General features: G+C 49.2%; 12 protein-coding genes. 11 read left to right on the top strand and 1 reads right to left on the bottom strand.

Annotated elements, in window-relative coordinates; translation table 11 throughout:
* The first annotated feature begins 71 nt into the window (after positions 1 to 71).
* From KJS63_RS18315 to KJS63_RS26610, 4 genes are all read left to right on the top strand, one after another.
* A complete protein-coding gene (locus tag KJS63_RS18315; protein WP_213620431.1) occupies positions 72 to 6,302 on the top strand; it encodes an S-layer homology domain-containing protein in 6,231 nt (2,076 codons plus the stop codon).
* A 155-nt stretch (positions 6,303 to 6,457) separates the two neighbouring features.
* Positions 6,458 to 6,991 carry an RNA polymerase sigma factor gene (locus KJS63_RS18310; RefSeq protein WP_213620430.1) on the top strand — a complete coding sequence of 178 codons (534 nt, stop codon included), beginning with the start codon at positions 6,458 to 6,460 and terminating at the stop codon, positions 6,989 to 6,991.
* Positions 6,978 to 8,120 (top strand): DUF4179 domain-containing protein, encoded by a 1,143-nt coding sequence (locus KJS63_RS18305; protein ID WP_213620429.1) that lies wholly within the window; start codon positions 6,978 to 6,980, stop codon positions 8,118 to 8,120. Before KJS63_RS18310 ends, KJS63_RS18305 begins: the two co-directional genes overlap by 14 nt.
* Entirely contained in the window at positions 8,117 to 8,710 is a 594-nt protein-coding gene (locus tag KJS63_RS26610) for a VanZ family protein (RefSeq protein WP_374706296.1), read from the top strand. The genes KJS63_RS18305 and KJS63_RS26610 overlap by 4 nt, the downstream gene beginning before the upstream one ends.
* A 61-nt stretch (positions 8,711 to 8,771) precedes the next feature.
* On the opposite strand, the gene KJS63_RS18295 is transcribed toward KJS63_RS26610, so the two are convergent.
* Positions 8,772 to 9,095: a hypothetical protein gene (locus KJS63_RS18295; RefSeq protein ID WP_213620427.1), complete on the bottom strand. Its 324-nt coding sequence runs from the start codon at positions 9,093 to 9,095 to the stop codon at positions 8,772 to 8,774.
* 188 nt (positions 9,096 to 9,283) lie between these two features.
* Between KJS63_RS18295 and KJS63_RS18290 the strand changes: the two genes are divergently transcribed.
* The 7 genes from KJS63_RS18290 (at position 9,284) to KJS63_RS18260 (ending at position 21,565) form a co-directional block, all read left to right on the top strand.
* On the top strand, positions 9,284 to 10,327 hold the full coding sequence (locus KJS63_RS18290) for an ROK family transcriptional regulator (protein WP_374706298.1): 1,044 nt from the start codon (positions 9,284 to 9,286) through the stop codon (positions 10,325 to 10,327).
* An 18-nt stretch (positions 10,328 to 10,345) separates the two neighbouring features.
* Positions 10,346 to 11,572: an MFS transporter gene (locus KJS63_RS18285; protein WP_213620426.1), complete on the top strand. Its 1,227-nt coding sequence runs from the start codon at positions 10,346 to 10,348 to the stop codon at positions 11,570 to 11,572.
* 21 nt (positions 11,573 to 11,593) lie between these two features.
* Positions 11,594 to 11,896 (top strand): ArsR/SmtB family transcription factor, encoded by a 303-nt coding sequence (locus KJS63_RS18280; RefSeq protein ID WP_213620425.1) that lies wholly within the window; start codon positions 11,594 to 11,596, stop codon positions 11,894 to 11,896.
* Positions 11,897 to 12,099: 203 nt separating this feature from the next.
* A complete protein-coding gene (locus tag KJS63_RS18275) occupies positions 12,100 to 13,275 on the top strand; it encodes an MFS transporter (RefSeq protein ID WP_213620424.1) in 1,176 nt (391 codons plus the stop codon).
* Positions 13,276 to 13,402: 127 nt separating this feature from the next.
* Positions 13,403 to 14,905 (top strand): hypothetical protein, encoded by a 1,503-nt coding sequence (locus KJS63_RS18270; protein ID WP_213620423.1) that lies wholly within the window; start codon positions 13,403 to 13,405, stop codon positions 14,903 to 14,905.
* Between the two features lie 337 nt (positions 14,906 to 15,242).
* A complete protein-coding gene (locus tag KJS63_RS18265; RefSeq protein ID WP_213620422.1) occupies positions 15,243 to 16,688 on the top strand; it encodes an exonuclease/endonuclease/phosphatase family protein in 1,446 nt (481 codons plus the stop codon).
* A gap of 14 nt (positions 16,689 to 16,702) precedes the next feature.
* A complete protein-coding gene (locus KJS63_RS18260) occupies positions 16,703 to 21,565 on the top strand; it encodes a DUF6603 domain-containing protein (RefSeq protein ID WP_213620421.1) in 4,863 nt (1,620 codons plus the stop codon).
* Positions 21,566 to 21,572 lie beyond the last annotated feature (7 nt).

Genomic DNA, 21,572 nt, shown 5'->3' with positions numbered 1-21,572 from the left:
TGAAGAAATGTCCAGGCGGAAAATTTGTCGAAGGACTAAATTAAGGCATCTAGTGAGAGAGGGAGAGAGCTTTGAACAACAGGAGTCTAAATTTACGCCAGTGGTTATCTGCTGTGATGATCAGCAGCATGGTGCTTGGGTCAGCGTTTCCTGCGGCAGGGGCGGCAGATGAGGCGAATTCCAATGTACCTTCAGTTACCGTCCCAGGCGCGCCGGTGGATGAATCGGCCGGCCCAGGAACAGGGGGAGACGTTCCTGCGAAAGGCAATTCAGAGCAAGCGGCAGAGCCGCTCGCAGCTCTAAAGATTGAGCATACGCCAGCCGTGACGGTTGAACAGCATGCCGATTATCTGATAAGCGCTGTTATTACAGGGGGAACAGAGCAGATAAATGCTGCTGTGTATTTCTCTGTAGACGGAAAGCCTGAGGAGTCTATTGCACTTACACGGACAGGAAGCGGCATCTACACGGCCAGCATTAGCCAAGATAAGTTAAACGGAACGACACTGACCTACCATATCGAAGCCAGTGATGAGCAGGCCAAGCCTGATCTGTCTCCTACATACACGGTAGCTATTCACGGGGCACCGAAGCTGCTCGCAGAGCAGGCCAAACTACCGTCTCTGCTGATCACGCAGATTGTTCCTGATACGAACAATGTGCCGGAAATCTTACCGGATGGGACTCCATCCAGCAGCTCGGTTGATGGCTATGAATCGATTGAAGTGTATAACAATACCACGGAGGAAGTAGATTTTAGTCAATATAGTTTCTACTACAAAAATGGTTCTAAACTATCCGAATGGCCGGTTAATCCGGGTACCACTGTCAAGATTCCGTCCCGCCAGGCAGTTGTTTTCTGGGTACAGAACGGTAGCAACCAAGGACTGAGTGCTAGCGACTTTAACACAAACTACAGCAATACGGATTACACCTCATCTTTGGAAGAAGGAAAAAATCTGTTCCGCCTGCAAGGCGGCAGCGGTATGGCGAATACAGGAACCCGTTCCTTAATCATACGCAATAAGCAAGGGGCAGATGTGGTCGAGGCGGAATATACAATCGCAGCCGGGAATTCAAAGGCCAATCATGGCATCCGCTTCGGTTATCCCGCGGATGGCAGCAATAAGATGATGATGGAGTCCCAGCCGGAGTCCCTGCCCGCTACTCCGGGCCAGCTGCTGGAATCCCAAATTCCAGCGCAGCCTTCTACTCCCGAGCAGCCTGGTACGGGTACAGTTCAGATTACCCATGTGCCTGCGGCCAATGCCGAGGGTCTGAAGGATCTGCCGGTAACCGCCCAGATCCTGAACCAGGCAGACCCGTCTGGCAGCGGACTAATGGCAGAGCTGTTGTATAAAACTCCTTCCCAGGCGAGGTATACAGTTATTCCATTCCCTCGCAAGGGTGGGGATGAATATTCAGCGGTAATTCCGGGGGCCGCACTTGCTGAATCCAAGCTGGACTATAAGATCCGTGTGAATTCAACCGAGAAGGCATATTCGGTGAGCGTAAATCTTCCTGGGTTTGACTCATCCAAAGCACCGGTTCTGCTCGTGACTAAGGTGGTACCTAACACCACCAATGTTCCGGGAACATCATCTGATGCTTATGAATTCATCGAGGTTTACAATAACACGGACCAGCCGATTGATTTTAATAACTATAAAATTTATTACCGTTATCCTGACTCCGGTGTACAGGCCGATGTGAAATGGCCGTCTAATAAAGAACAATTCGTAATTCCCGCCGGAAAATCGGTTGTATTCTGGATTAAAAATGGAACAAATGACAGCTACACAGCTGATGATTTCAACACTTTTTACAATACATCGCTTGTCCAGGACAGCAGTCTATTCACGATTAATAGTGCGGGAATGGCCAACAGCGGACGCCGTGCTATCGTAATTAAGACGAACACAGAGAAGGAAGTATCAGCCGCTTATTATGATGCGGATACGGTATATGAGGGCGGCTCCAAGGGAGACGAAACGAAGGAAAATACTGCGCTTTTGTACAAATATCCGGTCAGCGGCACCTCAATGATCAAAACGAGCTCTGGTCTGGTTAAAGCTGTTCCAGGCGTGGACCCTGACTCCGTACCGTCCAGTCCTGTGCATGTCGAGCCGGATCTAGTTGTACCCACCGTCAAAGATCTGACGGGTTTAACCTCGATTGATCAGTCTGGAGCTTTGGACCTCAAGGTGGATGCCAGGGATGACAAGCAGGTCATCTCCGTGAAAATCTACATTAAATCAGATAAACAACAGGATTACGTAGAACATAATTTGTCAGAGGACTACAGCGACCGCCTTTATCACTACAAGCTGTCCTCTGCGGATTTGATCGGGAGAAAAACTCTTACTTACTATTTTGCTGCTTCAGATGGAACCCATGTTACAGAGTCGGATATTAGAGAGGTATCCATCACAGGAGGGCCAAGTCAAGAACCTCTCCGCCTAAACTTCAAAGATGGGGACTTAGTCAAAGATACCCTCACGTTGAAAGGAACAGCGCATGGGACGGACCCGGGTACTCTTAAGCTAAGTATAGACGGCAATGAAGTCGCTCAGGGAACGTATACAGCACTTGAGCATAATGCGTATTTTGTCTTTGATGCCAAGAATGTCGATTACTATTTCAAAAACGCGGTGACGATGGGGGAGCCTGTTCCAGGTAAGGAAGAGGAGACGATCTTGTATACCTTCATGGACCCGATTCCGACGTATACAACCCTGTCTTATCCAATTGATTCAGACCGGCTGAAGCTTGGTACAGACAATGTCATCTATATCCGTGCGGGTTCGAAGTCATCTCCATTTGATCCTCGGCCAGAGGAGAATAAAGATGATTTTGAAATCAGAAATGTCCGTCTTCTGCTCGCCGACGGAACGGAGGTATGGGACCCTGCTTACAGCACACCAGACAAAGAAATTAAAATGGGCGACAGTGCCGGCAAGTCCGAATCGATTGGCTTCCGATTCAACCTGACAACCTCCATGCTGGAGTCCAAGGCATATCGCTGGGATACTAAGAACTTCGCGGACGGGTTACACCAGATAAAAGTTGAGAATCAAGGCAAGTCCATTGCAGCCAAGGTGACTGTTGACAATACGCCTCCATCCATTAAACCGAATCTGGAAGAGGGCAAGGAGTACCGGGGAGCCTTTACGATCAATGCCGAAATTAAAGATGCGTTTGCCGGTGTGGATCAAGTTGAAGTGAAGCTGGACGGTAAAGTTATCCAATTGCCATATGCTACAACCTCTGGGGCCATGAAGCCGGGAGCCCATGAATTATCTATAAAGGCTACTGACAAAATTGGCAACATCGCCGAGAAGAAGGTAACCTTCCAGGTTCCTAACGAGAACCCGTTAGCGCCTGAATTAGTGGCTCCTGCTCAAGGGCAGATCAGCTTGGGAACGAGTGCGAAGTTAACCGTCAAGGTGCAGGATCCGACAAACGATAAAATGAAGATCAGCTTCTATAAAGGGTTCAAGTATGACGCTAACCGCACTGAAGGATTTACGGGTTATAAGAATGCGTCCGTAACCGAGCCACCGAAAGACAAGATTCCAGCAGGAGAGCAGGCCATGACGGCCGAAGAATACGCTCAAATCAGCAAAGTGGACGGTAAGTATCTGATTAATGATTCTGATGAGCAATTTCCTTACCAGCGGTTTGAGGTTAAGCTTGATCCTTCGGTGAAGCCTAGCGATCAGGTAGAGATCGAATGGAAGGGCAAGTCGCTCGAAGGCCGGAAAGTGAGCTTGTATGCCTGGAGCAAATCTTCCGGCAAATGGGAGCAGCTTGATCATGTAATTGCCGGAACTGAGGATTTCCAGCTTAAAGCTACAGTTAACGCCGGCAAATATGCTGACGGGCAAGTCATTCAAGTGCTGGTGCAGGACGAGATCGCCTCCCCAGCCGCCGCTAAATCAGGGCCTATTTCCGAAGATCCGTATGATTTCTCGTTTGTATGGATGTCCGATACCCAATATTACTCCCAAAGCTTCCCTTACATTTATCAGAAGAATGTAAAGTGGATTGCGGACAATAAAGACAAGATTAATTTGAAATATGTGATCCATACAGGGGATATTGTTGATAAATCGTATCAGGAATATCAATGGCAGGAAGCCGACAAAGACATGAAAGTGCTTGAAGATGCCGGAATTTCTTATGGAGTCCTTGCGGGAAATCATGACGTGAACCATCAGGAGAACGACTATACGAAATACTGGGAGTATTTTGGCGATGCCCGTTTCAAGAATATGCCTACCTTCGCTGGTTCATACGAGAACAATCGGGGTCACTATGACCTTGTGTCTGCTGGAGGAAATGATTTTATTATTGTCTATATGGGTTGGGGACTTGGAGACAAGGAAATTGAATGGATGAATGAAGTCGTATCCAAGTATCCGGAACGGAAGGCCATTCTATGTCTGCATGAGTATATGCTGGTCTCGAACAACCGGGCGCCTATTGCGGATAAGATCTATGAGAAAGTGGTTATTCCGAATAAAAATGTGTTTGCCACGCTGTCCGGACATTATCATGATGCCCAGCTTAAAGTGGATGAGATTGATGACAACGGGGACAAAGTGCCCGACCGCAAAGTCTATCAAATGCTGGCCGATTACCAAGGCGCGCCAGAAGGCGGGCTTGGGTATATTCGCCTGATGCAGTTTGATATGAAGAATAACAAGCTTCACATTAAGACGTACTCTCCGTATCTGGATAAATATAATTTCTATGATCCGGCTGAGGATCCGAAGTATCAAGGCAAGGATGAATTCTCCCTGGACCTGGATCTTCAGCCGCGTACCAAACGCGTGGCTACCGATTATTTTGGGGTAAGAGTCTATACGGACCAGCTGATTGGAAGCAACCAGAATGTAGAGAGCGGCAATCAGACTTCGGTGATTTGGAACACTCTTAACCCGAATGGCTACTTGCAATGGTACGTAAAAGCGGAAGATGATCACACGGGTAGTACGCTGTCTGATATCTGGGGATTCTACAGCGGTACCGCGAATGATGGTGGAGGACAGCCGAGCAATCCTGGGAACAGCTCATCCGAAGGCAAGCCGCAGGTTCCGGTGCCCCCTGTAAAGCCTACCACGCCTGAAGCTAAGCCAGGTGTAATTGAGGTGGGGCCAGCAGCGGACGGGACTTACACCGTTACTAATGAAGCATTGAAGAAAGCCGCAGTGGAAGCAGCTGACGGGAAGGTTCAGATTCAGCTGAAAGGTACAGCCGGTGCACTTCAGAGTTCGAAATTGCAAGTGGATTCAGCGGCGATGCAGGATGTCAAGGACCGTAAGCTGACCATTGAGATCCTCTCACCTTCAGCCGTAGTAACACTGCCAAGCTCATCCTTGCCCGAGAGCATCGCAGGAGCCGATAAGCTGGTCGTAAACATTGACACTACCGTGAATCCAAGTATCAAGACTAGCCTGGAGCAGGCATCCGGCAGCCGTGGGGAGTTCACTTCTAACGGACTGGTCTTCACTCTGGGAATGACGCTGATCAAGGGACAGTCCGAGACCGTGCTCCGTGAAATGAGAGGACCGATTACGATCATACGGACGTTGACCGATGAACAGAAGAAACAGTTGAATCCAGATTATGCGGGTGTATACAAGTTGAATGCTGGAAAAGCCGAATATATCGGTGGTCAGTTTAACGGATCCACCGTAAGCTTCTCAACCGATCAACTTGCTGAATTTGTCATTATGGAATATCACAAGCAGTTCAAGGATTTGACCGGTGGCTGGGCAGATGGATTCATCACCAAACTGGCAGCCAAACATATCATTACCGGCATCGATGAAACACATTTCGGGCCTAATCAAGATATTACCCGTGCGGATTTTGCAATCCTGGCGGTACGATCATTAACGAAGGAAGCCTCCCAGGCCGGCACCACTTTTGCAGATGTATCCTCAAATGCGTACTACTCCGCATTTGTTGCCAAAGCAGCAGAGCTGGGAATTATGCAGGGCAGCGGCGGTAAGTTCCGCCCTGGTGACCGCATTACCCGTGAAGAAGCGGTAGTTGTCCTGGTCAAGCTGGCAGCGCAGATGAAGAAGACACCGGCGGCAGGAGTGAGCCCGGCAGCTTTTGCCGATGCAGCTGGGGTCTCCGGCTGGGCTGAAGCAGCCGTAGGCCAAGCCAAAGCGCTGGGCTTGATTAACGGCAAGGGTGGCAACCGCTTTGACCCGAAAGGTCAAGTAACCCGTGCAGAGCTGGCTAAAATGCTCTACAAATTGCTTGAACATCCGGTAATTACAAACTAATATCATAGAGTGCAAAAGAGACCCTGCGGGGTCTTTTTTGTTTGTATTTTATTGTGAAAAAACATTTTCTTAATGAATTCAGTGACCAAACTGATACCTGGGCGGTCTAATCCATATACAACATCACAGAATTGAGGGAGGAGGAAAGGATCGGTATGGATATTACCAAGGAAATCAAGCTGGCACAGCAAGGAGACCGGGATGCTTTCATCGGCCTTTTCCGGCAGATTGAGTCCGGGCTTTACGGTACCGCACGAGCCATGGTCAAGAAAGAAGAGGATATTGCGGATGCGCTCCAGGAGACAATCATGAAGGCTTATAAATCCTTGGATACACTACGTGAACCGGAATTCTTCCAGACTTGGGTTTACCGGATTCTTATTAACGAGTGCAGCAACATACTAAAGAAGAGAAGCCGCAGTGTAATTATGGATAAGCTGCCGGAGGCCACAGCTGCGCCTCATGCTTCAGATTCCGTTGAGATGCGGATGTTGGTCGATAAGCTGGAAGAGCAGCTGAGGATTGTAATTGTGCTGTATTATTTCCAGGACATGCCCCTGAAGCAGGTTGCGGTAACACTGCAAATTACAGAGGGTGCGGTCAAGACCAGGCTCTATCGAGCCAGAAAACTATTGATGGAAGAATTAACCTGCTCGGAGGAAGGGAGTATGAAATATGAATCACTTTGAGATAGATAAACAATTAAAAGCCGAGAAATACAATGAGCCGCCAATCTCCAGCTACGTGAGAGGAAGATTGGAGGATGCGTATGCGGCTCTGCCAGCGAAGATCACGGAGCCCACGGTAGAGACTAAGCGAGGATGGAAGAAGCGGAGAGTGTGGGTTCCGGCTGCCGCTGCGCTTCTGGGAATCAGCATATTTGGCTCTGGATTTGTCTCACCTGTTATGGCAGACTCGATCCGCCAGATTCCTGTGATCGGCAGCTTGTTCAGCTCGCTTGAAACCGATTGGGGCTTAAGGAATGCGGCACAAGAAGGCCTTACCCAAGCGGTGGACAGCCATGTCGCTTATCAGGATGTGAAGCTTCAGGTGTCGGAAACGGTGTACGATGGAAGACGTGCTGTTTATGCCCTTCATATCTCCGCCCCGAACTTGAAGGATGGGATGTATGATACAGGCAAGAAGAAGATTAAGCTGAGCGATGCTATTGAGGATATCCGTTTTAACGTAAAGGGCAAGGCTAACCAGAGCTCCGGTTCTCCGAGGGAAGACAGCTCCGGTCAGTATTGGGGAGGGGGCAAAACCCATCCCGACACCATTATTTATGAACAGACTATGAAAAGTTCTGCCACCGATGGTGAGGGTCTGTCTTTGGATACATTTACAGCCCAAGTGGAAGTGAAGCTCGCGGGGATGGATCATACTTTTGAACTAGATGTGCCATTCACCAAAACCACGGACAACATTGTTCATCTTCAGCCGAACGTGACTAAGACTGCGGGGGAGCTGGTTTTTAAGGTTAAGCAGATTGAAGTTACACCTGTTACAAGCACTTTGGTGTATTCACTGGAAAAGCTGGGTACAGCCTCGTTAACGGAGAAAATGGAGGACCAGCTAATCCACACCAACGTCGGTGTTTACGATGACCAGGGACATTTGCTTGACCGTCTAAGCGGCCAAGGAGAACTTAAGGGAAACCAATACGATAACATCGTTTATTATGCTACGGTGAGTCAGAATACGAAATATCTGCTCTTGAAGCCGTTCAATAATAAAGACGGAGAAATGCCGGGCGAAATCAATCAAGACCAATTGGTACAAGGTCTGGAAGTCCGGATTGACATTCCGGGCAGATGAGTGATCTCGATATCCGGTTTACAATCGGACCGTTCCCTGCCCTCATCATCTTATTCGGAGTTCTACTTGCTGTACTTTTATTGAAATACAGATTTTCTGCCGCTAATCTAAAGTCTTGGAGGCAGCTGTTGTTCTCTACCTGTCTAAGTTTGTATTTAACAGGCGCAGCTTATTTCGTATTCTTCCCAATCGATGTAAATATAGGGCGATACGCATCACTAAATCCTTGGTATAACTCTATAAATTGGATTCCTGTCCTGACCATCGATATCAAGTCCTTTGTTCTAAATATAATTCTCTTTATGCCTTTCGGGGTTCTGGCCCCGTTGGCCGCAGGGAGATTGGGAAGCTGGAGAGGTATGGTCAAGGCTTCCTTACTCCTAAGCTTGTCAATTGAAGTTATCCAGTTTATTGTTGGACAGACATTGGGAAGCTACAGAAGCACTGATATTAATGATCTTCTTGCGAATACCCTTGGAGGGGGAGCCGGATATATGGTGCTATTTCTTGTGGTCAAGAACACATCATTCGGAAGGCTGCTGTTTAGAGAGGACAGCAGTATGAATTCTAAGAAGGCCAATATACATTAAAAGGAGTGCCCCGTCTGCCAAGGTATCTTGGCTCGGTGGGGCACTCCTGTCTTTGTTTGGATTATTGACGGTGCAGGTTAGGGAAACCCATGGAGCTGTTCTGGTTATCCATGAAGTTAGATACAGGTTGGGACATGGAGTTGGCCATTTGCTGTGCCAAGTTGGAGACCTGCTGAAGCTGCTGCAATGCAGTCTGATGGCCGTGAAGGGCATTTTGTATCATTTGTGCCGCTTGATGCTCACGCTGAGCGATTTGCTCCAGCTGCATGGCGTTGTTCTGCTCCTGCTTGAGCAGTTGTTGATAGGCAAGGGAAGCTTGATGGGTTTGTTGGGTCAGTTGATGGATAATTTGGTTAATTTGCTGACTTTGGGAAAAGTGATTCATGTGTATAACCTCCTAATTTGTCCATATGGGTTGCCCTGACGTGTTATGGCTGAAAGCTGACAGGACTATGCAACCATTTGGCATCAGTTGAATTCGGCCAATTTATATTGCGTAATTGGTAAAAGTCTGGTATTCTCTCAATGACTTATTAAACGTGTTTAATAAGGTCGGGAATGAGGTGATTTCACATAAACCACAAACAAATCACTGCGCCTAAGGAACTGAGAACTGCCATTGTCCGCGGCATCCGGTCAGCTCTTCTAGAGCTGGGCAGCGCAACTAAGGCAGAACTCTGCCATTACTTGGGAATCAGCTTTCCTACGGCAAGTAAATTTCTGGCTCAACTGCAGAAGCGAGGGGAACTGATTGCTGTAGGATATGACGATTCCAGCGGAGGCCGAAGAGCCAAGCGATACGCCTATAATGCGGATTATATGCTGGGTCTTGCCATATTTATGGAGAAGACGGAGACCAATTATGTTATCTTCAATTGTCTGGGCGAGATTAAAGACGAAGGTACTACAGCAGGCGCTTTGGAGTCTGATGCTGAGCATTTAACTCAGCAAATTGCAGGGATGATAGCGAAACATCCCAAGATTAGTTCAATAGCGATTGGTGTACCGGGTGCGGTTAATAACGGCAGGATTATTTACATACCAGGTTACGAGCACTTTCGTGATCTTAATTTGAAGCTGCACCTTGAATCAAGGTTTGCCATCCCTGTTGTCGTCGAGAATGACATGAATGCGGCTGTACTTGGTTACAGCAGGGCCGGAGCTGCTGGAAATTCTTCACTGGTTTATATATGTTTTGGTCAAAATGGACCGGGTGCCGGCCTCCTCATCAATGGCGATGTGGTGCGGGGGAAGAGCTTCTTCACCGGGGAGGTTTCATTCCTTCCCCAATATGAACATCTTAACTTTGGGCAGGCATTAAGCAGACACGGGCGGGATAAGGCCAGTGGCCTGCTTACCGATGCCCAGGTTGACGCAATCAGCCGCTTGGTAGCTGCCTTCACCGCAATCATTAACCCGCACACGATCATATTCAGTCGTGATGAGGTAGAGGTATCCTCTTTGGAGCGGATCACGAACAGAAGTGCGGACTATATACCGGGTGAGCATTTGCCGAAGCTGAGCCTAGGCAATCTAAAGAAGGACTACTTGGATGGACTGCAGTATCTTGGACTCGAGCTTATGATTTCTGGAGCAGGAGAATCGCCGTTACTATAACATTGGGGGATAGCGCAAATGGCAACATTTTTTCTAATCATTATTTATTTGGCATTTATAAGTCTAGGCTTGCCGGATTCATTGCTCGGCTCGGCATGGCCGGTCATGCAGCCGGAATTCCATGCCCCGCTGAGTACAGCCGGCATGTTATTTATGATCGTCGCGGCGGGCACGATTGTATCCAGCTTGGCCAGCGGCAGGATGCTGAACCGGTTTGGGACCGGAAAAGTAACCCTGATCAGCTGTATAATGACCGCTGGGGCTCTGCTGGGTTATGCAGTGTCACCTTCATTAATTTGGCTGATCTTGTTCGCAATCCCGCTTGGTCTTGGGGCGGGATCTGTAGATGCGGGATTGAATCATTATGTGGCGGCGCATTACAAAGCTCATCACATGAGCTGGCTGCACTGTTTCTGGGGAGTTGGGGCTACACTTAGCCCCCTCATTATGGGGCACTTCATTTCGGGCGGGAACGCCTGGAGACAAGGTTACCTTACTGTAGCCGGAATTCAGTTTGGCCTGGTGGTTATTCTGTTCCTGACACTTCCTTTGTGGGATAAAGTGGCGAAGATCAGCCAGGGAAGCCAACAGGAGGAACCAGAAATCCTGGGTTCTGGTCATCTTGAGGAAGCGGCCCAATCAGCTAGACCCTTGAGGATCAAAGGGGTTAAGCTTGCCTTGTTCTCCTTCTTATTCTATTGCGGTGTGGAAGCAACGGTCGGATTGTGGGGAAGCAGCTTCCTTGTGAGCATGAAGGGGCTTCCAGCCGCAACTGCGGCTCAGTGGGTTTCGTTCTATTATGGCGGGATTACCGTTGGGAGATTTATTACCGGGTTTATCACATTTAAGCTCAGCAACCGGACGTTAATTCGGGGAGGGCAGCTGCTGGCCCTTGCAGGAGCCGTTCTGCTCGTTCTTCCTCTGCCAGCCGGTTTTTCTCTTGCGGGGCTGCTGATCACAGGCCTTGGCTTGGCGCCCATATATCCATGCATGCTGCATGAGACACCAGTGCGTTTCGGTAAGAAGCACGCTCAGACCATCATGGGCTATCAAATGGCTGTGGCCTACACGGGCAGCACGCTGATGCCGCCACTTCTTGGTTTCCTTGCTTCATCTATATCGATCAGTCTATTTCCATTCTATATTGCGGTTTCTGCCGCCGCCATGCTCCTGCTGTCCGAGAGGCTGAATCGTGTTCTGACAAGAAGAGCAGCGATTTCAAGTTCATCCATTGACATATCGTAAATTATCGATATAATAAACAGTATGAAACCCATTGAAGTATTTAAAGCATTGTCGAATGAGTCGAGAATACAGATTTTGCAATGGTTGAAAGAGCCAGACGTTTATTTTACACCTCATGAAGGGATTGATATGACCGAGACGGGGGTATGCGTAAGCCAAATTACCGATAAGTTGAATATGACCCAGTCCACGGCATCCCAGTATTTATCCATGCTGCAAAGAGCGGGGCTTATTACAACCAAGCGAATTGGCAAGTATACGTATTACCAGAGAAACGAGGAGGCTTTGCGGAGTCTGGCTCAATTCATTGAAACTGAAATGTAGTTTATGAAAGACTGAATTTCTGTTTAAGAATTCAGTTTTTCTTCCCGTAAACAATTCGATAATTCGCGATTTATCTGTATATCGTACTGCTTATTATTCAGTTTATCATTTTATGCAGTTTTTTCACTTAATCATATCGGTAATTCGCGAATTATCTTTATATAGATCCAAAACATAAATTAATTACAGGAGTGATTGAAAACATGTCTTTTCGCTGGAAAGTATATATTTTGGCTCTAGTCTCCTTCTTGGTGGGGACCTCTGAATATATAATATCCGGAATTCTTGATAAGGTAGCGGTATCCTTCGGGGTTTCCATAGCTGCGGCAGGTCAGTTAATTACCGCCTTCTCTCTTGTCTATGGAATCTTTACACCGATTACCATGGCTTTGACGTCCAAGATGGACCGGCGCAGGCTATTGCTGGGAGGTTTGGGCTTGTTCGCCGCAGCCAATCTTTTAGCATTTGTGCTGCCTGGATACGGCTTGTTTGTTGCGGCTAGAATGATTATGGCGCTTGGTGCTGGTGTGGTTGTGGTGACAGCGCTTAATATCGCAGCCAAACTTACCCCGGAAGGCAAAAAGGCGAGTTCCATTGCTACGGTAATCACAGGTTTCACCGCATCCTTGATTATCGGTGTTCCGCTTGGCCGGATGATAGCGGATGTGCTTGGCTGGAAGTCCATTTTTGCTGGAATTGCACTGCTCTCCATTGCGGCCATACTTATTCTTAGACTGACCATTCCACAGCTTCAAGGCGATAAGCCTATCCCGCTTCGGGAACAATTGGCTTTGCTCAAACGGCCGGAAATTGCGCTTGGTTTGTCGATTACATTTTTCTGGCTGGGCGGATATTCGATTGCCTACACATATCTGTCTCCGTACCTGCTTAAAGTTTCGGGACTTGGCGACAGTTATATCAGTGCGGCGCTGCTGATTTTCGGTATTGCAAGTATGATCGGTTCGAAACTTGGCGGGTACAGCACAGACCGCTGGGGCGTTCACCGTACTTTATTCGGGGGAATGACTCTCCATATCGTCATGCTGCTGCTGTTGTCTTTTGTCGTAAATGCCTGGGTGGCCGTGTTCGCTGTATTGCTGTTCTGGTCCTTGGCGGCATGGTCCACGGGCCCTACGCAGCAGTATCATATAACCACGCTTGCTCCTGAAGCATCCGGAGTTATGCTTGGACTGAATCAGTCAATGATGCAGCTTGCGATGGCGGCGGGAGCCGGGGTTGGGGGAATAGCGGTTCAGCGGATTTCACTGTCTTCTATAACCTGGTTTGGAGTAGCTGGCGTTGCCATTGCTATTCTCGCGACTTTGCTGCTCTATCGTCTAGGAGCGGCCCGGAAGCTGGAGGTACAGCAGTCCATGTGATTTAAATGATTCATAGAAATGCATCGAACCTCATAGGCAGATTGAGCTGATTGTACCTGTTAGAACTGATGGGTATCAGGGACAATGTTCATGATGTTTCACCAATTTAAAGGAGTGATGCAGATCTATGATGATTTTACGGAAAAAAATGAAAATGCTCATCTTTCTCTGGGCAGTGATTGGCCTCTGGACAGCTCAGTCTCACACTAGCTCCGCAGCGGCCCCCTTATCCGGTCTTGAGAAGGAATGGTCCCGGCTGTATGGGAATCCCACGAATTACAATGAACCTCGGAGTATTGCGCCAACAGCCGATGGGGGCTTGGTTATTCTTGGAGAGTCAACGCCGCGTGACGGGTATATTACGAAACTCCACGTGATCAAGACGGATAAAGAAGGCCGGGTGGAGTGGGAGAATGAATATTTTGATGATAAATATGATACAGAAGCGCTTCATGCTTATAATATACAGCAATTAGAAGACGGCAGTTACATGATTGGTGGTGCTGTCAAGGATGATAGCGGGGGCAAGTTCGTCTATCGCGCTTACCTGCTTAAGCTAACTTCTGCAGGCCAGGTTGAGTGGGGCCAAATGTACGGCAATTCGCTTGATAACCCGGTCAATCATGTGAAGAGAACAAGCGACGGAGGTTTTATCGCAACGTCATCCACCTACAACGTTTCGGGGACCGCACGAGCTTACATCCTAAGGACGGACCAGAATGGTGCGAAGTTATGGGAACACTATCTCGCATATAATGAAAATGTCCCATTCAGTGACGACCAGCGGTATTACGCTGCGGTGGAAGCTTCGGATGGAGGGTTCTGGGCAGTAGGCAGCACAAGTAAATTCGAGTCTTCCAAGTCATATCCATTATTAGTTAAATACGATCGTTCAGGAAAGGTACAATTTAAGCGGATCAAGGACACAGAAGATTGGGGGAGGCAGATTTATACACACATCGTGCAGGCATCTGAACGAGACGGGTATGTGATGCTGAATGCCTCTGGTCTGTGGAAGGTTAACGAATCGGGACAGACTTTATGGTCCAAGAAACTGGCGGACACCACACCTGAGCTGGCTAACATCGTCTTATATGATCTCAAAGCGTCTGCTGATGGCTATATGGTACGGGGAAAAGTGAGAGGCACAGGAACATTTGTAACCTTAAAGGTAGGTCTTAATGGGACTATTGTCGATATTGTTCGTCAGGAAATCCCCGGGTATCCTGTGTCTGATAACAATTTAAGAACGGGCCATCTGCCGGATGGGAGTATTGCTGTGTTAAGCGGGACGGCCAATGCCGAACATTTGGAGCTTTCCAAATGGGGCCAATCATCAACAGAGAATCCAGGGGGAAGCGAAGGCACTTTAATTCTGGATTCAGATGAGTACTCTCTCACTTTGAATGACACCCTTGATATAAATGCTTATTTTAAGAACAAGGACGGTTCAGTTGTTCCGGTTACCGCGGAGACTAAGTTCACCACTCTGCATCCGGAAGTTGCCTCCGTTGATACCTTGGGCAATGTTACCGGCCTGGCTCCGGGACTTACCAAGCTAATTGCGGAGTATCAGGGGTATACCTGCTCGGTGCCGCTGCTTATAGTACGTCCTTACGTACCTAATTAACGGAAATACATGAACCCGATGTACATGATTAGATGATGTGCATCGGGTTATTTTCATATAAACAAATCGACACTCTCTAACCCCCGGTGATATAATTACCATTAGATTCCTTCTAAGGGATTTATATACCCCAAATCCAATGAGAAACTGATGAATTTCCTCTTACTACTCTTCAACTAGAATGCAGCCGCCAACATTTAAGTTAACTTGCGTACCGTTTTGTGATCCGCTGCTAGACCCATTTCTCTACTAATTCTGCTCGTCTTCACTTACCCCACTGTACACGCATAATCCAGCCAATCTGTTAAAAATTGAATCTATAGGAGGGATACTCCGGATGCCCAATATCCGCATAATGAACTGGAACATTGAAGTACTCAGCTGGACTAAAATTAATGTTCCAGGGATGGCCGCGGCAATCGCCCGAACTATTGTCAGCCAAGACATCGACATCGTCATTATTGTGGAAGTCAGACTAACCCGGGTCTATCGTGTCATGTCTCTGCTCTCGGCCGCACTAAATAACGAGGCGGTAGCCATTAATCCCCTCCGTGTGAATGACTATAAGGGGTTCTTCCTTTCCTACAGCACAGGTTCAGAGCGTTACGGCTTCATTGTAAAAGATCTGGATACCATTCGGCCTGTGGGACTGGTAGCCGGGAATGGGCAGGACGGAAGTGCTAACTATCCGGTCTCCAATCTTAAGAAGAACAGCTGGACGGTGTGGCCGAGTAATGATTGGACAACTACAGCTTATCCGGTACAAGCTGGCAGACCTTTGATTCCGCTAGTGGACTTATATGCTGTTTCTCCGCGCCGTAATAACCCAGCCCGCTTCAGAGGACAGGCCCAGGGAAATGGACCAAACGGGGGCAGCGGGTACTCTCTTGGAAGAGGGTTCCGCATGCCATGTCTGGCCATGTTCATGGTACATACTGCTGCCGGAGAATACCTTCTCCCAATTGTGTGCTGCCATTATGCGGCCGTCCGGTCAGGACGGAATTTTCTTGGACAAGGGCAGGTGAACCAGTTGATGTTCCTGCATATTTGTCAAATGTTTGATGACACAGTTGCGGTGCTGGCCGGAGGGCCGCACAGCCATTTCATTGAGGTGGATGGCAACGCTGTCAGGGTTGAAGAGCTATTTTTTACCGGTGACTTTAATATGGATTTCTTAGAGAATGACCCTAACGGTACTAATATTCAGATGACCAACCATTCATCATACCGTGCACTCACGCCTACCCTTGAACAAGGGGGATCCGCTGCTCCGGCCGCTTTGCCCGCACCCCCAGAAGCGCCTGTGCCTGCGGTTCCTTACACGCCTCCCTTTAGCAATGGCCCCTTAACCAACACGATCAATCAGCAGCAGTTGAAAGCTGCGGTGACCACCCAGGGAACTATGTTGAAGAAATACAATGCAGGTGTAGTGCCTGCTTCAACCGATGCTCTAAAAGGTGCCGCTTTTGACAACTTCTTATATGGCGGGACGGTTGCAAGCACGGCTGCTATTAATTTCGGAACCGGAGGTGTGGATGCCGGAGATGTTATTGACGTACCCGCAAACATAGTCCAGACCGGCGGAATAGCTAACAGTTCGGATATCGATGTATCCGGCGTGGCCGCTTATTATGCTGCCCGCACGAAGAAAAAGGCGCATCTTGCGCCGAGTCTGCAGGCGAATCAGGCTGTAGGGCCAGCTCTAACGGTGAATGACCGGTTAATTGGCGCAAGGCTAGTCAGCGATCATCTGCCGGTTATTATTGATTTCGTATGTCCATAAAAGGGGGATAAAATATGGATTTTGCCAGCTTGAAGCAGTTCGTGCAGCATGCGCTGGAAACCTCCCCGTTTGAAATCTCCGGGTCAGAGCTGATCTCGCCAGCAGTAACGGCCATGCTCAGCCGCAGCTTTGGTACAGATAAGTTCAGCTTAACCGGAGCCAAGATCAGCGGACAGACGAACAGCTCTATTACTGTTCAAGGTGCTGTCCTCGAATCCTACTCGGGATTTAGCGGACTTCAGGGGGAGGTTGTTTTTACCGCAGCTGAAGAAGCCGTTCAGGTGGTCATACGGCTCTCCGGATTCCAGCCTGGCTGGAAACTTTCCGATCTCTACCCTCAGTTAGCTGGCGGCGTATTCGATCTGTTTAATTATTCAGGGCCGGTTATTCAACTGGATTCGATGGGCGGAGCGGCGTTTCCAGACAGCTATCCCGAGGTGTATGGATATGTGCCAAGCTCTGACACGATGAAGAAGGGGCTGGCACAAAGCATAGGCTTTGAGGCAGCGCTAACTTTAGCTAAGAAGGTGAGCGGACTTGAGTGGCTGATTGCTGCAGAAAGCTGGGAGCTGTCGGGGCAGATTGCCAATTTCCAAGGACAGACGGCCGCTGTGCTGGCTTCTGTCCCGCAGAAACCTCTTGAAATCGCAGGTTTCAAGCTTCCATTCAAGCTTAACCTAGTCTCTGTCATCCTGGAACCGGTCAGCCCTGGTGATCCCTATACCACCGCGTGCATGCTTCAACTTGAGGCAGATATTGAAAGAGACATCGGCAGAGCGCAGCCGTTAGTGATTCCCGTGTATATCCGCGAATACTCCGGCCGGATGAATATTGTGGCTGTCGAAAGCCGCCTTTCAGGACCGACGTCGATCCGACTCAGTGAACTCGCCAGTCTGATAGGCAGCGGCAGCTTGGATACACAAGTCCCTGGCTTGCTGCCCGCTTTGGATGATATTCAGTTGGAGCAGGTCGCTCTGACTCTCTCCGCAGCCAGCTGCGAGCTGCTGAGCGCCAGCGCCACCATATCCTATAGGAATGACAAAGGCTGGACCGTTCTTGACAATATCCTTGTGTTCAAGGGAATGCAGGTTACGTTCGATTATGCACCCGGCCAGGAAATGGCACTGGAGACCACGGTAGCGTGTACTGCCGTATTGTCCGGAGGAACGTTGGATGCATCCATTCTTCTGCCGGAGCTGATCTTTACGTGTGAATTAACTGAGGGTGTTATTGATATCGGCAGCATGATTGAGCATGCGGCCGGGGACCTGAAATGGCTGCCTCAGATTCAATGTTCTGATCTTAAAATCTTCGGGAATATCAAAGAGGGGAGCTACCGGTTCCAAGCCACGGTAGACAGTGGTTGGAGCTTTCAGCTAGGCCAGAAGGAGCTTGTGTTTACGGAAATCAGCTTGGATATTTCGAAGACCAGCCAAGCGGTCAGCGGTGAAATTACGGGGAAGTTTACCGTTGCAGAGCTTCCGCTCTACGTGATGGCGGAATACGAGACAGGTGCTGGCGCGACTTTGACAGGAGGGATAGGCGGCAGAGCAATTGGACAAGGGCTTTCCCTTACGAAGCTGACAGGCGAGATTCTGTCCTTGTTCAGTGTTTCTCTACCGGCACATGCTCCTGAGCTTACCCTAACAGGGCTGAATTTGAGCTTTAACACCAAAACTCATGATTTCAGTTTTATGTGCTCAAGCGGGTTAACCCTTGCCGAAATCCACTTTGACCTCGTAGTTGAAGTTAGCGTTGTTCATCAAAATGATAACCCCGATGTTACGTTTAAAGGTTATTTCTGGGTTGAAGATTCTCAATTTGAGCTTGATTTCATGTCAACGGAGATGAGCAAAGTCATACAGGCCAGCTGGAGTCTGACGAAGAAGCCGCATGATGATGCTGAAGGGGATCAGGTCAAGCCGCTGGGACTTGATACACTCGCGCGTGCTTTTGGGCTGGATGCTGAACTTATTCCAGAAGGGCTGGATTTGGCCTTGACCCATGCCTCGTTCCGTTACGATCTGTCAAGTGGTGATTTGGTATTAACAGCGGAATCAGCTCATTATGGCAATGCCGTATTTATTTCCAAGAGAATATCGGACACATCTTCAATTCAGGGCTTTCAAGATGGTCAGAAGGAGCAGAACGGTCAAAACGAGCAAGATGAACAGGATAAGCAGGATGAACTCAATCCTCTGAATGGGCTGAATTCCCCGGGAATGATCCGGGTGTTTGCGTTTGGTCTTGACATCCCAACAGCTATACGGCTCGCGGATTTGCCGCTTGTCGGCAGCAAGCTGCCGGATGCGGAGCAGCTTCAGATCCGGGACTTCGGTTTCTGGTACGTGTCTCATGCTGTATCCAAGCAAGTTGTGGAGCAGTTAAACGGGCTCGTTACACAAGGCGGAGCAACCGGACTTCCGAAGCTCCAAGATGCGGAGCTAAGTGCTCCAATCTGCTTGCAGGCAACACTTCAGCTTGGCGAGGACAGCACGCTGCTGCAGCTTCCGCTTGGCGGGCAATCGGTCAAGAAGCCTAAACCAGTGTCTCATACCCAGCCCCTTGCGGCTGACATCCCGGGAGCCAGTCTTTCAAAGACCAGTAATTATCCTGCTCCAGCTAAAACAAGGGATACTCTAGCTCCTGCTGTTGATCCGACCAGCTGGTTCTCTATTCAGAGGACCTTTGGCATCTTTACATTTAAAAGGATCGGCGTCAGATATGAAGGAGGCTCATTGACCTTTGCCTTGGATGCCTCGATTGCTCTTGGCCCCTTGAGCTTCTCCTTGGATGGATTGTCCATCTCTTCCCCATTGACCCGGTTTGCTCCTGTGTTCGGACTCAGCGGTCTTGGCCTCGAATATAACCAGGCTCCAATTGAAATATCGGGAGCGCTAATGAGAGTTCCTGGCAGTCAGCTGTCCGAGGAAGTCAAGTTTATGTTCAATGGAACGGCTGTAGTCAAAGCGGAGGAATTTGCCCTGGCGGCGATCGGGTCCTATGCCCAGATGACTTCGGGTGATCCATCGCTGTTCATTTTTGCGGAGTTGGATGCGCCTTTAGGTGGACCTCCGGCTTTGTTCGTAACCGGACTTATGGGTGGATTTGGCTTCAACCGGATGCTTGAGGCTCCGGCCCAAGATGAGGTGTTGGGATTCCCGCTGCTTGCCCTTACCGAGCCTTCCCAGCCGGGGCGGGGTGATTCTCCCCGGGACCCTATGCATATTCTGGATGTTCTGCAAGGCAACGCCCCTATTGTTCCAAACGGCGAGAAGAAAGCTTGGATAGCACCTAAACCAGGAGAATACTGGTTGGCGGTGGGTGTTCAATTCACATCTTTTGAACTGGTCAGAACCAAGGCCCTGCTCATCGTGGATTTCGGCCGCGAGCTCCAATTTCTGCTTCTCGGGTTATCTTCCATGCAGCTGCCTCAACCGGAAGTAAGCTCGCAGACTTATGTGAATCTGGAATTGCAGTTAAGGGCGGTGCTTCAGCCGAATGAAGGCTTCTTCGGATTGTCGGCTGTACTCGGCAGCTCTTCATATGTACTGTCCCGCGATTGCCATTTAACCGGAGGTTTTGCATTTTATTTCTGGTTCGGGGACAACGATCATGCCGGGCAGTTCGTGTTGACTCTGGGCGGGTATCATCCAGCCTTTAAACCGCCGGAGTTCTATCCTCAGGAGCCTAGGATAGGGATTAACTGGGCGGTAAGCGACAAGGTATCCATCAAGGGCGGGGCTTATTTCGCCTTGACTCCTTCTTGTGTCATGACCGGGGGCGGACTTGAAGCGACCTTCCACGATGGAGATCTGCAGGCCTGGTTCACTGCTCATGCGGACCTGCTTGTGAACTGGCACCCGTTCAGCTTCCTTGCCCACATTGATGTTGGAATCGGCGTAAGCTACAGGCTGAACCTGTTGTTCTGCCACAAGACGATTTCCATTTCACTTGGGGCGACCGTTGATATGTGGGGGCCGCCAACAGGCGGGGAAGTTCATGTGAATCTCTCGGTAGTCTCGTTCACCGTCCATTTTGGCTCATCTGGAGCCGATCAGAGGCAAGACCCGCTGTTGTGGGACGAATTTACGAAGCTGCTGCCCAAACCAGAGGATATATGCAAGATCACGGTTGCAAACGGGCTGTTCAAAACCCTGGAAAATGACGGGGAAGAGAGTGGACAGACTTGGGTGGTACGAGCGGGGAAATTCCGCTTTTTCACTCAATCAGCTATTCCAGCAAGTGAACTGCGCACAGGCAAGACTAGAGTCGAAACCACGGTTGAAACGCTGCATCATGCTGAATTAGACAACAGAGTCATAGATCAGCCAACAATTTCTATAAGGCCAATGGATTTGACGGAGATTTCGTCGGTTCATACATTGAATGTTACTCATGTGGACTCGGGAGCACTGATGGATACCTCGGCGTGGTCGCTTGTCCCGCGCTATCAGAACGTTCCTGAGTCGTTATGGGCTGTTCCTCCCGAGCCATTTACTCAGGTGCCGGGAAGGCCGGAGGCGAAGGTGCTTAAAGACCAGCTGGTCGGATATGATGTTCAGCCTCCGATCTCACAGCTTGGATTCACCCGGGGTGCAGCGAATCTGGAGGTGCTTGGCGGGGAACAAGTGGCTGCTGGAGGATACCCCTTATCCCCGAATGCGGTGGAGGCTGGCACCTATAATCCAGCTGCTGCAGAAGATACGGTTGCCCAAGTTGCAGCGTTAATGAAGGATGAGGTCGTTCTGTCAAGGAATGCACTGCTGCAAGCGCTGCGGTCGTCAGGTCTGTACAATGGACCGTCCGGGCCGCTTGACCGGTATGCTGCGGAAGCCGCACATTCATTCAGCGATCCGCCCATGAGGCAATCTTGAGAGGAGG

Source organism: Paenibacillus sp. J22TS3 (assembly GCF_018403205.1).
GTDB lineage: Bacteria > Bacillota > Bacilli > Paenibacillales > Paenibacillaceae > Fontibacillus > Fontibacillus tuaregi.
This window is presented reverse-complemented; position numbering and strand designations above follow the sequence as displayed.